This window comes from Klebsiella sp. PCX (genome assembly GCF_021869705.1).
In the GTDB taxonomy this organism is placed as follows: domain Bacteria; phylum Pseudomonadota; class Gammaproteobacteria; order Enterobacterales; family Enterobacteriaceae; genus Klebsiella; species Klebsiella quasipneumoniae.
The window spans coordinates 5,003,926-5,016,982 of sequence record NZ_CP091527.1 but is presented as its reverse complement, the minus strand read 5'-3'; the positions used below and the strand labels follow the sequence as shown (position 1 = coordinate 5,016,982).

Sequence of the window (13,057 nt, the reverse complement as noted above, 5' to 3'; positions counted from 1 at the left end):
CCGTTCTCTGTTTTGGCGGGCAAATTCTAAGCATTTAGCCCGCGTAAAGCTATCTCTTTGGCGGAAACAGCGGGTTTTTGGTCTATCCCGCGTGGCGATAACGCTTAATACGCAGATAACGGCGTCCCAGGCGCCAGCGTAAACGGAAAGTACAGGCGTTTTTCCAGATTAACCGCCAGATACCGCGGTCGAAGAATTCTTTAATAATAACATGCTTTTTCGACTCATCTTTCATGCTGTCGAAGGTGTGGATGATCCCCAGGCCTTCTTTGGCGATCTGCCAGCGACAGGCGGCGATATGGCGCACTTTATCCGGGTAACGCTGGTTGATCGCCTCCAGCATCTCCAGAATTTTCATGTAATGGCGCGCCGAACGCATCAGCGTGTCGTCGTTGTCCGGCTTATGCGATACCGACTCAGAATGGATGTAGTAATCATAGAATTGCTGACTGGTGTACTGCACGCGCTCCGCGGCCAGCAGCGCCTCGGTGGTCCACGGGATATCCTGATGGCGCAGGCCGGGCTCGAAATGGAAGTGATGCTGGCGGATAAAATCGTGGCGATAGATATTGAGCCAGGTGACGTGCAGAAATTTCCGCGAGTCCAGGGCCTGCTTGAGCCAGACATGGCCCGGCAACACGCCGGTCGAGGGCAAGCGATCCAGCGGGAAGATCGGGTGGCTCTCGCGGCGCTTTTCGTACACGTAGGTGCCGTTGCAGGTGGCGACATCGAGATGTGCTTTCTCGGCCATTTCCAGCAGCGTGCGATACATGCCCGGATAGAGTTTATCGTCGATGTCCGGAAACGCGAGGTACTTGCCGCTGGCGGCGGCGAGGCCGGTATTACGCGCGACCGAGACGCCCTGGTTTTCCTGCTCCAGCACCTGGACGTTCTGCAGCCGATCCCGCCATTCGGCGATCACCGCCAGGCTGTTGTCCGTCGACCCATCGTTCACCAGGATCAGTTCATAGCTGTCCAGCTGCTGCTGTTCAATGCACTCAAAGAATTGCGCAAGAAATTTCTCACCGTTGTAGACGGCAGCCACGATGCTCAGTAAAGGCGTTTGACTCATAAATCTTCGATCCTGGTTAACTAACGGCGTCAGGTGCGCTGCAGCTGACGGTACTGCTGACAAATGGACACGACGCTGAATTTTTCCAGCGCGGCATCGTCGATGGCCGGCGGGTTATGGTAAATGCTTTGCATCGTCTGAGCCAGCGCCGGACTGGTGAGATCCGCCAGACCGCGGGCAAGTTCGCCGGTGAGGATCTCGGTGACGCCGCCGGGGCAGCGGGTGCTGGCGACCGGGGTATGTAACAGCAGCGCCTCCACTACCACATTGCCGAATCCTTCGCTATCCGAGCTCAAAACCAGCATCCGCGCGCCTTTGATCCACGGTAAGGGGTTTTTCTGAAAACCCTTGAACCACACCCGGTCTTCAATCTCAAGCGTTTTGGCCAGCTGGCGCAGGCGTTGCTCTTGCTCCGGTTTCCCCTGTCCTAACAGCACCAGCGGCGCGTCAATGCCGCTTTGCGCGTAGGCTTCGAGCAGGCGGTCGTGACGTTTACCGGGATGGAAGCGGCCGACGTGAATCAGGTAGTCGCCGTCCGGGCGCTCGCTGTCGGCTTCCGCTTCTGCGCGCAGGGCGGCGATATCGAAGGGGTTATAGATGGTTTTCAGCTGCGCCGGGCGTAGGGCGAAGGCTTCCACCAGATCGCGCCCCACGGCGTCGGAAACCGCCACCACGTTGCGCCCCTGGTAAATCCGCTTAATTTTCTGCTGCTTCATCCAGCGGTCAAAGCCGGTACGGTGACCGAGATAAGAGGCCGAGAAGACGCCGTGCAGGCAGAACCAGACGTTGCGCTCGCGCAGCGCCCGGCTGCGGGCGACGATGCGGTCGGTTTTATGCAGGTTGGAGAGCACAAGGTCAAATTGTCCCTGCTGCTCGGCCCGGATGACCGCGGCGTCCAGCTGGCGGGCGCGGCGGGACAGCTCGGTCAGCTTGCGCCAGGGTTTGCGGCAGCGATCGGCCACCACCTGGTAGTCGAGCCCCTCGGGCAAGGGGTACTCGCAGACGTCGCGTAGCGAAATGAGTGATACCCGATCGCCGTCGCGCAGGAACTGTGCCGCCAGGGTCAGGACCACTTTTTCCGCGCCGCCGCCGGGCAATCCATCAATCACAAATAAGATGCGCATCGTTATTTCACCAGATCCTGATAAAGGGAAAGCAGCTGGGTGGAGAGGCGCTCGCTGGTGCAGGCCATGATGCGCTCGCGGGCGCGGTCGCCTTCCACGGAGCCCAGCGCGCGGGCGGGGAGGGCCATCACCGCCTGCTGCAGCGCCGGGATATCCAGGGCGTCGCAGACGTAACCGTTGTGGCCGTTGACGATAAACTCCGCCCCGCCGCAGCCGGTGGTGGTGATCACCGGCAGACCGCAGGCCATTGCCTCGAGGATGACGTTGGGGAACGGATCGTAGAGAGTGGGCAGCAGCAGGCCATCGGCCATCTGATAGAACGGCAGCGTCTCCGACTGCATGCCGAAGAAGCGCACCCGCGCTTCGCAGTTCAGGCTTTTCGCCAGCGCCTGGTAGCGCGGCTGATCCTTATCTTTGCCAACCACCAGCAGATAGCGATCGGTCGGGGCGATGGCGCGGATCGCCGCCGCCAGCCCTTTACGCTCAAAGCCGGAGCCGACGTAAATCAGGCAGGTTGCCTGCAGCGGCAACTGCCATTTGGCGCGTAAGGCGGCAAAGGTGTCTTCGCCCGGCGGCAGGAAGCACTGGTTATCAATGGCGTTATAGATAACGTGGATCTTGTCCGCCGGCAGGCCAAAGTCTTCAATGATCTCGCGCTTGATCATCTCGGCGTTGCAGATCACCCCGCGCAGATGCGGGTCTTCGTACATCTCCCGTTCCGCTTTCATCACATAACGGTGGTAGCGGTCGGCGAACAGCAGGCGGCTTTTCCAGGCCGGTAAGATGCGCGAGCGCTGTTGCAGCCAGCGGCGATGAACGCCATCGCCGGCGCGGTAGAGATCGCAGCCGGGAATACGCTCATGGCTCTGCACCAGGTCGAAGGACTCGCGCTGCCAGAGCGCTCGCGCGGCGTTGGCAAACCCACGCTCGCGGCTGATGCGCCCCCATTTGCGTGGGTTACAGATATGGATCTGCCAGTCGGGCTTGACCGGCCCCTGCCATTCGCGGGTGATGACGTTCAGCTGCAGATGACTGCTGTCGAGGGCTTCCAGCGCGCGGGAGACAAACCGTTCTGCGCCGCCGTCCGGGCGGTACTTCTGCCGCACCAGAGCCAGCCTGAATTTACTCATGCCAGTACCTTTTTCGCCGCCGCGATCACGGCGTCGGTAGGAATTAAATCGAGATAACGTTCGTCGGTGTTGGTGTTGATGGCGTCCGGGTCGGGCAGCGGTCCGAAGTCGCCGGCCCAGATCACCTCGCCTTTCGCCTGCCACGGACGCCAGAAGGTCAGCTTCGAGGGGCCGAACAGGGCGACCAGCGGGGTGCCGAGAGCCGCTGCCATATGCATCGGCACCGAGTCGACGCCGATAAACAGCCGGGCGTGATCGATCACCGCCGCCAGCTGGCGCAGCGTTAACTGACCGGCTAAAGAGTGCAGCCGCGCCTGCGGGCAGCCGGCGATGATGGTCTCCACCATCTGCTTCTCTCTGTCGTCGGGGCCGGAGGTGAGCACCACCGCGTACCCTTCGGCGGACAGCGCGTTGATCAGCGCGCTCATCCGATCTTCGCGCCAGCATTTAAAGAACCAACGCGACGTTGGCTGGATGACGATGTAGTTATCCCGGAAGTCCTCCGGCAGCAGGGCGCGGCTGGTGGCCCAGTCTGCTTCGCTGTAGCCCATCCGCGCCGGCGCGTCGTTCAACTGGATACCGAGCGGAGCGAGGATAGAGAGATTCTGCTGTACCGTATGCAGCTGATTATGCTGTTGGGTGGCGGCCAGCGCGGTGTGGCAATAGCGCCAGAACGGGTGGCGACGCTTCGGAAAATCAAAGCCGATCCGCGTCGCGGCGCCGGTCAGTTTGCTGATAATCGCGCTCGGCCACTGGTCGGCAAGGTTAAGCACCATATCGTATCGCTGCTGGCGCAGCGTCTGAATGAGCTGCCATTGCATCTTCAACTGATGCTTTTTCCCCTGCTTTTTCCAGCGGCGGTCGAGACCATAAATTTGGTGAATATCGGGGTTGGCGGCGAGCATATCCCGGGTCTCTTCATACAGCAGGACATCCACGCAGGCGGCGGGGTACTGCTGTTTCAGCGCGTGAATAAGCGGGGTGATCAGCAGCATGTCGCCATGATGGCGCAGCTTAATGACCAGGATCCGCGCCGGGTTCAAGGGGCTGCGGGAGAGGGTTTCAGGCGTCATACTCTGTTCTTCATCCAGGATAAGGGTTCCGATTCTAGGGGATCAGACAGATTGAGAGAAGCGTTGTATTGCTCTACCATGACCCGATACGTATGGCCTGAGGACGTTTTCGTGCACAATCCCGCATTTCTCATCACGATTGATACAGAGGGCGATAACCTCTGGCAAAAACATGACAGCATCACCACCGAGAATGCGCGTTATCTCCCGCGTTTTCAGCAGCTTTGCGAAAAGTATGGCTTTAAACCGGTCTATTTGACCAACTATGAAATGGCCATCGACCCCTTTTATATCGAATTCGCCAGAGACGTGATTGCCCGCGGCACCGCGGAAGTCGGTATGCATTTGCATGCCTGGAACAGCCCGCCGACCGAGCCGCTGACCGCCGACGACTGGCGGCATAAGCCTTATCTCATTGAATACAGCGATGCCATGATGCGTGAAAAGGTCGACTATATGACGCATCTGCTGGAGGACACCTTCCAGACCAAAATGGTTAGCCATCGCGCCGGGCGCTGGGCCTTTGACGAGCGCTACGCGCGTCTGCTGGTGGAGCACGGTTATCAGGTGGATTGCTCGGTGACCCCGCGGGTGAACTGGAAGACCGCCAAGGGGGCGCCGCAGGGCGATGGCGGGACCGATTATCGCCGCTTCCCGCAGCATGCCTATTTCCTCGATGAAAATGACATCAGCCGCGAAGGCCACTCGCCGCTGCTGGAAGTGCCGATGAGCATTCAGTACAAGCACTCCGCGTGGATGAACAGCGTGAAGCAGGGCTACGACCGCCTGCGCGGCAAAGTGCGTTCCCCCTCCGTACACTGGCTGCGACCGATGGGCGGCAATGTGGAGACGATGAAAAAAGTCGTCGAACAAACGTTGACGCAGGGCAATGACTACGTGGAATATATGCTCCACTCTTCAGAGTATATGCCCGGCGGCAGCCCTACGTTCCAGAATGAACGGGATATTGAGCGTTTATACGCTGACCTTGAAGCCTTTTTTAGCTGGCTGGCGCCGCAGGTGAAGGGCATGACGTTGGCAGAATATTACCAGCGGAAAATCACACAGCGCTAACACAGCTCAAGGTACCGTATGCGTATCCTTAAACAACTGACGCGGAAAAAGAACGCTTTTTTCCGCGGCATTAAATTTAATTTAATTAACTATCGATACAGAAATAAGCCGGCGCGCAAACCCTTCGACCCGGCCCCTGTGCGCCGCGTGCTGCTATTGCGCCTGGACGATAAAGTCGGCGATATGGTGGTGACCACCGGCTGCGCCAGAATACTGGCCGAACGGGGATATCAGGTTTCGGTGTTAACCGGACCAATATGCTGCGAAATATTAGCCGGCTCAGAATTCATCGAGCAAGTATATTTATATCGACCACGCATGTCCTTAAATACGTTACGGGCGGCGGGTTTTGATGCGGTTATCGATTTTGATGACGTGACCAGCTATGAACGTTTTAAATTACTCGCCGATTTACGGGCGACCAGCGTGATTGGGTTTAATAAAGAGCCCTATAAACTTTACGATCATTCGATCGCTTTTTTTGACAGCAACAGCCATATTTCCCAGCGCTATAAACAGGTGGTGAAGCTTTTTGGCGTCGTTGACGACCAGCCATACGACTATCATCTCCCTGGCTGTCGCCATGAGCGGGAGAAGGTGGCGCGCTTGCTTTCCCAGGCCGGAGAGGTCGCACTGCGCATCGCCATTAACCCTTTTACCGCCTCCGAAGATAAAGACTTCTGTCGTCATCAGGTGGCGACCCTGGTCGAGCGGCTACATGCTCTGCCTTACCGGGTCTGTATCGTGATGGTGGGGCGCAGTGAGAAGATTCAGCAGCTGGGGCTGGATATGGCGCTGTACATCGCCGACAGCACCATCAACTCCGCCGTGGAGGTGATCCGCAGCTGTGATTTAGTCATTACGCCGGACACCTCGATCGTGCATATCGCCCGCGCCTTCGATAAACCGATGGTGGCGGTCTATAACAAACGTAAACTCAAGGATACCGGCCTGCCCGGCTATCATATCTGGGCGCCGGGCTATGACAAAGCGAGGCAGATCGTCTGTGAAGAAGCGAATGTCGCCGATGTGGCGATTGAGTCGGTGTGGCCGGTGATTAAAGAGCAGGCCGACCGGCTGGTCGCCGCCCGCAGTTAATATAAAAGTGACTATAAAAAAGGGCCGTCAGCGGCCCTTTTTTGTTAACGCTTTTCCGCCAGCCCTTTGCTGAGCGCAATGCCCAGCGGCAGCCAGAACAGCACCCAGGTCTCCCGGGGGTTGCTGATGATAAACATCCCCTGCGAGGCCATAAACACCAGAGCGTAAAACAGGATCGCCAGACTGTAGCGGCTGTCGGAGCGGCGCTTGCGCCACGCCTGCCAGAGTCCGCAGGCAATGACCGCCAGCAGCAGCAGTAAACCCACGATGCCGCCTTTCAGCAGGGCGCCCATATACACGCTGTGGGTGGTGGTGATGTGTTCGCCGCTGTAGTTGATGAAATCCAGTTCATAGCTGAAACCGCGTCCCAGCCAGGGCTGGCTGGCCATCTCCGACAGCGTATGGTGCCAGATACTCAGACGCAGCCCGCTTTGGGTGCCCAGCTCTTCGAAACGGGCGAGCAGCATGTCGCCCACCGGCGTCATGACTAAAAGCAGAGCCACCAGCACGGCCAGCGCCGCGGCGATCAGCAGGTTGCGGCGGGTGAAGACGTGCAGGTGCAGCGTACAGCCGACCGCCAGCACCAGGGCGATGATCGGCCCGCGGCTTTGGGTCAGCAGCATCATCACCAGCATGATGGCCACCGGCAGATAGAGCCAGTGGCTGGCTTTTTCTTTCAGTAGCATGCCGCAGATTAAGATGCCGATGCCGCAGTATCCGGCAAGGTCGATAACGTTTGTTGGCCCGGGGTTCTCGGGGGAGACCGCTCGTTCGGTGAGGACCAGCGTGTGGTCGAACATCAGCGTCCACAGCGAGAGCACGGTGATCCCGCCAACCACCGCCAGCATGGCCAGGCGGCGGGTTCGTTCGTCGCTAAGCAGCATCGCCATCAGCAACAGATAGCCCGTCAGATACACACCGTGGGTGATCGGCGAATCAATATGCTGCGGCGTATGGCCCCACAGGTTACTGAGGGCGTAATAGGTAAAGAAGGCCGCCAGCAGCGTCCAGGTCTGCCACTGCTCGCGTAACACGTCGGCCAGCGCCTGGCGATTTTCCTGGCGTACCAGCGACAGCAACAGCAGCAGGATCGATAAATGCAGCAGATTATTGGTCCGGGTGGACATACAAAAAATCGCGCTGAAAAATAAAAACAAAGGAAAGACAATCGAGTAACCCTGTCGGGCGAAGTTACTCACTTTTAAAGTACTCATTAAACGCAACCTTTTCGAAAATAGTATCCGGTACAGCGCTTTCTGGGGAAAAATTAATCACCCGGATCTGGCGTTGCTGCAGTACCTGCGCGGCATGTGCAAAGGAGGGCATGACGAGGGTATCCACTTTTGTTGCCAGGTAAGAAGGCAATTTTTCTTGTTGTGTTTCGTAGAATCGCGGCTGGTTAAAATTGGTCATATCCAGGCCGCTCACCAGGATAGTATTGAAGCCCAGCCAGGCGAGAACTTGCAGCGCCCAGTAGACCACCGTACCGGCATCAAAGACGCCCTGGCGAATATCGGTGCTAAAACAGATATCCGGGCGCTGGGGATGAAAGCACATCGCCGGATTCTGCTGGTAAGTGCGCTTTATCGCTTCGCTGGCGACTTTCGGCTGGTAAATCTTATAGCAACCGTCCTCAATCAACGCCAAACGGCAGCGCAGCGCGTCCGGATAGCGATCGACGATTTTGGCGATCCCATGCATGGTGGTGAACAGCAGAATGTCCGGTTGGCTGACGATAGCGCGGATAATGTCCGGCTTCTTATCGAAAAACTCCATGTCGACGATGGTATAGAGCGAAAAGTGCAGGCGGTCGGCAAGATGCCAGGCGCCATTGACGCCCATCACTGGGATCGTTTTCGACAACAGGGAAAAATCGATATTGCGGGTCGAAGGGCCGGTGGCGGTCAGCAGGACTTCACCCTGCATGCTGTTTTTCAGCGCGCTCAGGCTGACCAGCGGCACCGTTTTCCCTTTATAGCGCAACGCGCTTATTTCGCCGCTCGGCGCGCGGGTGATGCGGGTAAAAGGCCACAGATTTTCATTGTGACGATAAGCGCGAGGGCGGGTGTAGCGATAGATCTGCTTAAACAGAGATCCCATCAGAGCAGCCCCTGATTGTGCAGAAGAAGATGAACCCGGCTGGCGGTAATATCGCCGGTGCTGGCGCTGTTTTCCGGCCGCACGATGTGCTGGTTTTTACCGTATCCGCCAATCAGCCCCGGATCGGTCGGGCCGTAAAGCGTGAAGTTCGGTTTATCCAGCGCGGCGGTCAGATGACTGAGGCCGGTATCGACCGAGACGACGGCCCGGGCGCTGGCCAGAACCTGCGCTACCTGCTCAAGGCTCATGCGCGGCAGCACTTCAACATACTCCCGGCCTTCCGCCAGCCGCTTCGCCCGCGCCTCTTCGTGCGGGGCGCCCCACGGCAGCTTAATGCGGACGCCACTGTCGGCCAGCAGATCGAGCAGCTCCTGCCAGCGGTTTTCCGGCCAGTGCTTATCGTCGCGGGTGGTGGCATGAAGGAACACCAGATAGGGGGCGGCAGCGCTAGCCTCGTGCTGCAGGAAATGGCGCGCAATGGCGTAATCCCCCTGGGTTTGGGGTTTCGCGTAGCCGAGACTTTTGGCGAACAGCTCGCGGGTACGCTCCACGGCGTGCTGCTGTTTCGCAATGTGGTGGCGGCGGTTGTAAAACAGGCTGGCCAGCGGCTCGCGGGCCGTTTGCCAGTCCATACCATGCTTGACGCCGTGCGCCAGGCGGGTGACCAGCGCAGCGCTTTTCACCAGCCCCTGGGCGTCGATGATGGCGTCATACTTTACCGCCTGGACGGCCTCGCGAAAGGCTTTACGCTCCGCTTTGATCGGCGCGGAGAACCAGGCTTTACGCCAGCGGCGGATCGCCACCGGGATCACCCGCTCGACGCTTTCATGCCAGGAGGGGATCTGCGCGAAGCCTTCTTCCACTACCCAGTCGAAGCGGATGCCGGGGATAGCCTGCGCGGCGTCGGTCAGCGCGGGCAGCGTGTGCAGCACGTCGCCCATCGATGAGGTTTTTACAATCAATACCCGCATCCGCTACGCTTCCTCGTGCCCGGTTTTATCCGTCAACAATTCATTCAGCTCTTGCAGGACGCGCTCTGGCGTAATGTCGATCAGGCTCTGATGATAGCCTTCGGCGGCATCGCCTTTGCGCACTTTGTGGTAGCCGCTAATCAGGCGGATCACGCGCGCTTTATGCGACAGCGGCGGGGTAAAGTCCGGACTGCTCGGGCCATACAGCGCCACCAGCGGGCGGTCCAGCGCCGCGGCGACGTGCATCAGCCCCGAATCGTTAGTCACCACCGCTTTACAGGCGGCAATCAGGATCACCGCCTGCTCCAGCTGGGTTTCACCCGCCAGATTCCGGCACCAGGCCTGCTGCTCGCTGCTGAGGGCGGCGATGATCTCTTTGCCGGCCTCGTTATCTTTTGCCGAGCCAAATAGCGCAATCTGATAACCATCGTCGATGAGCTTTTTCGCCAGCGCAGCATAGTGATAGTGCGGCCAGCGTTTTGCCGGACCGAACTCCGCGCCGGGGCAGAAGCCGATGATCGGCCGATCGTTGGACAGGTTAAAGGCGCTGCAGGCCTGCGACTTTTCCCCTTCGTTGACCTGCAGCTGCGGCCACAGCAGCGGCTGCGGCAGATCTTTGGCGCAGCGCATCACGCCGTTGTCGTAGGCCAGCGCCACGTAGCGTTCCACCATCAGCGGCCAGGCGTCTTTGTCCAGCACCCGGGCGTCGTTGAGCAGGCCGTAGCGCATCTCGCCGCGCCAGCCGGTGCGCAGCGGGATGTTGGCAAAGAAGGGGACTAATGCCGATTTAAACGAGTTCGGCAGCACGTAAGCGCGATCGTAGCGACGCTCGCGCAGGCTGTGCCCGAGCTTGCGGCGTTCGCCGATAGCCAGCGCGCCGTGGCCCAGCGGCATCGGGATCGCTTCGTTCACTTCCGGCATGCGCGATAACAACGGACGGCACCAGGCAGGCGCCATCACGTCGATAATCGCCTGGGGATAGCGCGCCCTGAGCGTACGATAAAGACTTTGCGACATCATCATGTCGCCCACCCAAGACGGGCCTACCACCAGAATTTTCATGTTATCTCTTACGCGCCCCGATTCAGCCAGGCCATATACTCCGTTACGCCTTCGGCAACGGTTTTGAACGGTTTGTCATAGCCCGCTTTACGCAGGTTAGTCAGATCCGCCTGGGTGAACGCCTGGTAGCGGCCTTTCAGTTTGTCCGGGAACGGGATGTACTCGATGCTGCCTTTTTTGTGGTACGCCAGGGTCGCATCGGCGACGGCCTGGAAGGATTCCGCGCGGCCGGTGCCGAGGTTGAAGATGCCGGAAACGCCGTTTTCCCAGAACCACAGGTTGACGTCAGCCACGTCGCCGACGTAGACGAAGTCGCGCTTGAAGCCGTCGCTGCCTTCGAACAGTTTCGGACTTTCGCCATTATTCAGCTGGGTGTTGAGGTGGAAAGCGACGCTCGCCATGCTGCCTTTGTGGCCTTCGCGCGGCCCGTAGACGTTGAAGTAGCGGAAGCCGACGATCTGCGAATTGGCTTCAGGCAGGATCTGACGGACGTATTCATCGAACAGGAATTTGGAGTAGCCGTAGACGTTCAGCGGCTGCTCGTACTCGCGGGACTCGATGAAATCGCTGGTGCGTCCACCGTAGGTGGCTGCCGAAGAGGCGTACAGGAACGGAATTTCGCGCTCCAGGCAGTAGTGCAGCAGCTCTTTGGAGTACTGATAGTTGTTGTCCATCATGTACTTGCCGTCCCACTCCGTGGTGGAAGAGCACGCGCCTTCGTGGAAGATAGCGTCAATGTCGCCGAACTCTTCGCCTGCCATAATCTGGATCAGAAAGTCTTCTTTATCCATGTAGTCAGCGATGTTCAGGTCAACCAGGTTCACAAACTTGGTGCCGTCTTTCAGATTGTCGACAACCAGAATGTCGGTAATGCCCTTGTCGTTCAGCGCTTTAACGATGTTGCTGCCGATAAAGCCTGCGCCGCCGGTTACGATGATCATAACTGTACCTTTGAAGTTGAGAGCCCGGAGACAATCCGGACATGAATGCTCATATCATATCACCACATGAGCAAGCCTACAGCCATTCGCAGAATAAGGTGCTGGGCTGACGTGATTTATGCTGCAAATAATTCATTCAGGCATGCATCATCTCGTATCAGCGTATAGCTTTGGGTAATATGTGCCAAATTTTGCCGAATCTGGAGAGTTGCAATGCGTGGTGATTTCTACAAACAGTTAACTAGCAATCTGGAGACCGCTCGGGCCGAAGGCTTGTTTAAAGAAGAGCGCATCATCACCTCGGCGCAGCAGGCGGATATTACCGTCGGCGACAGCCACGTGATTAACTTCTGCGCCAATAACTATCTGGGTCTGGCCAACCACCCGGCGCTGATCGACGCGGCGAAATCCGGTATGGACAGCCACGGCTTCGGGATGGCCTCGGTACGCTTCATCTGCGGCACCCAGGATACGCACAAGCAGCTGGAGAAGAAGCTGGCGGATTTCCTCGGTATGGAAGACGCGATCCTCTACTCCTCTTGCTTCGACGCCAACGGCGGCCTGTTTGAAACGCTGCTCGGCCCGGAAGACGCCATTATCTCCGACGCCCTGAACCATGCCTCTATCATCGACGGCGTACGCCTGTGTAAAGCGAAACGCTTCCGCTATGCCAACAACGACATGCAGGAGCTGGAAGCGCGCCTGAAAGAAGCCCGCGACGCCGGGGCGCGTCACGTGTTAATCGCCACCGACGGCGTCTTCTCGATGGACGGCGTGATCGCCAACCTGAAAGGCGTATGCGATCTGGCGGATAAATACGATGCGCTGGTGATGGTCGATGACTCCCACGCCGTCGGCTTCGTCGGCGAAAACGGCCGCGGCTCCCACGAATACTGCGACGTGATGGGTCGCGTCGACATTATCACCGGCACGCTGGGTAAAGCGCTGGGCGGCGCCTCCGGCGGCTACACTGCCGCACGCAAAGAGGTGGTCGAGTGGCTGCGCCAGCGTTCCCGTCCGTATCTGTTCTCCAACTCTCTGGCGCCGGCCATCGTGGCCGCCTCCATCAAAGTGCTGGAGATGGTCGAAGAGGGTGCAGACCTGCGCGATCGCCTGTGGGCCAACGCGCGTCTGTTCCGTGAAAAAATGACCGCGGCAGGCTTCACTCTGGCGGGCGCCGACCACGCCATCATTCCGGTGATGCTGGGCGAAGCGGTGGTGGCGCAGAACTTTGCCCGCGAGCTGCAGAAAGAAGGGATCTATGTCACCGGCTTCTTCTATCCGGTGGTACCGAAAGGCCAGGCGCGTATTCGCACCCAGATGTCGGCGGCGCATACCCCTGAACAAATTGAGCGTGCGGTGGAAGCCTTTACCCGCATCGGTAAACAACTGGGCGTCATCGCCTAATAAGG

General features: G+C 58.6%; 12 protein-coding genes. 3 read left to right on the top strand and 9 right to left on the bottom strand.

The genetic code is table 11. The features are described from left to right. Positions 1 to 82 precede the first annotated feature (82 nt). From GQR96_RS23990 to rfaQ, 4 genes are read right to left on the bottom strand one after another with little or no spacing between them, the layout of a single operon-like run. Positions 83 to 1,072, bottom strand: a complete 990-nt coding sequence (locus GQR96_RS23990; RefSeq protein ID WP_004205064.1) for a glycosyltransferase — start codon at positions 1,070 to 1,072, stop codon at positions 83 to 85. A gap of 29 nt (positions 1,073 to 1,101) precedes the next feature. Then, positions 1,102 to 2,196: a glycosyltransferase gene (locus tag GQR96_RS23985; RefSeq protein WP_065802753.1), complete on the bottom strand. Its 1,095-nt coding sequence runs from the start codon at positions 2,194 to 2,196 to the stop codon at positions 1,102 to 1,104. Positions 2,197 to 2,198: 2 nt separating this feature from the next. Continuing rightward, positions 2,199 to 3,326 carry a glycosyltransferase family 4 protein gene (locus GQR96_RS23980; RefSeq protein ID WP_065903755.1) on the bottom strand — a complete coding sequence of 376 codons (1,128 nt, stop codon included), beginning with the start codon at positions 3,324 to 3,326 and terminating at the stop codon, positions 2,199 to 2,201. Further along, the gene (rfaQ, locus tag GQR96_RS23975; protein ID WP_017900048.1) at positions 3,323 to 4,399 is read right to left on the bottom strand and encodes a putative lipopolysaccharide heptosyltransferase III; all 1,077 of its coding nucleotides are present in this window, start codon (positions 4,397 to 4,399) and stop codon (positions 3,323 to 3,325) included. Before rfaQ ends, GQR96_RS23980 begins: the two co-directional genes overlap by 4 nt. A 111-nt stretch (positions 4,400 to 4,510) precedes the next feature. Between rfaQ and GQR96_RS23970 the strand changes: the two genes are divergently transcribed. Both GQR96_RS23970 and GQR96_RS23965 read left to right on the top strand, forming a co-directional pair. Next, positions 4,511 to 5,473 carry a polysaccharide deacetylase family protein gene (locus tag GQR96_RS23970; protein WP_012540311.1) on the top strand — a complete coding sequence of 321 codons (963 nt, stop codon included), beginning with the start codon at positions 4,511 to 4,513 and terminating at the stop codon, positions 5,471 to 5,473. An 18-nt stretch (positions 5,474 to 5,491) separates the two neighbouring features. Further along, the gene (locus GQR96_RS23965) at positions 5,492 to 6,571 is read left to right on the top strand and encodes a glycosyltransferase family 9 protein (RefSeq protein ID WP_049092429.1); all 1,080 of its coding nucleotides are present in this window, start codon (positions 5,492 to 5,494) and stop codon (positions 6,569 to 6,571) included. A gap of 44 nt (positions 6,572 to 6,615) precedes the next feature. On the opposite strand, the gene GQR96_RS23960 is transcribed toward GQR96_RS23965, so the two are convergent. From GQR96_RS23960 to rfaD, 5 genes are read right to left on the bottom strand one after another with little or no spacing between them, the layout of a single operon-like run. After that, positions 6,616 to 7,785: an O-antigen ligase family protein gene (locus GQR96_RS23960; RefSeq protein WP_017900046.1), complete on the bottom strand. Its 1,170-nt coding sequence runs from the start codon at positions 7,783 to 7,785 to the stop codon at positions 6,616 to 6,618. Then, positions 7,763 to 8,671: a sugar glycosyltransferase gene (locus GQR96_RS23955; RefSeq protein WP_017900045.1), complete on the bottom strand. Its 909-nt coding sequence runs from the start codon at positions 8,669 to 8,671 to the stop codon at positions 7,763 to 7,765. The genes GQR96_RS23960 and GQR96_RS23955 overlap by 23 nt, the downstream gene beginning before the upstream one ends. Beyond that, the gene (gene rfaC, locus GQR96_RS23950) at positions 8,671 to 9,642 is read right to left on the bottom strand and encodes a lipopolysaccharide heptosyltransferase RfaC (RefSeq protein ID WP_004205056.1); all 972 of its coding nucleotides are present in this window, start codon (positions 9,640 to 9,642) and stop codon (positions 8,671 to 8,673) included. Before rfaC ends, GQR96_RS23955 begins: the two co-directional genes overlap by 1 nt. A gap of 3 nt (positions 9,643 to 9,645) precedes the next feature. Then, the gene (gene rfaF / locus GQR96_RS23945; RefSeq protein WP_004205055.1) at positions 9,646 to 10,704 is read right to left on the bottom strand and encodes an ADP-heptose--LPS heptosyltransferase RfaF; all 1,059 of its coding nucleotides are present in this window, start codon (positions 10,702 to 10,704) and stop codon (positions 9,646 to 9,648) included. An 8-nt stretch (positions 10,705 to 10,712) separates the two neighbouring features. Then, positions 10,713 to 11,645 carry an ADP-glyceromanno-heptose 6-epimerase gene (rfaD, locus tag GQR96_RS23940; protein WP_004205054.1) on the bottom strand — a complete coding sequence of 311 codons (933 nt, stop codon included), beginning with the start codon at positions 11,643 to 11,645 and terminating at the stop codon, positions 10,713 to 10,715. 213 nt (positions 11,646 to 11,858) lie between these two features. On the opposite strand from rfaD, the gene kbl reads away from it, so the two are divergent. After that, complete coding sequence (gene kbl / locus GQR96_RS23935) at positions 11,859 to 13,052, top strand: glycine C-acetyltransferase (RefSeq protein ID WP_017900044.1); 1,194 nt, start codon at positions 11,859 to 11,861, stop codon at positions 13,050 to 13,052. The last annotated feature ends 5 nt before the right edge of the window (positions 13,053 to 13,057 follow it).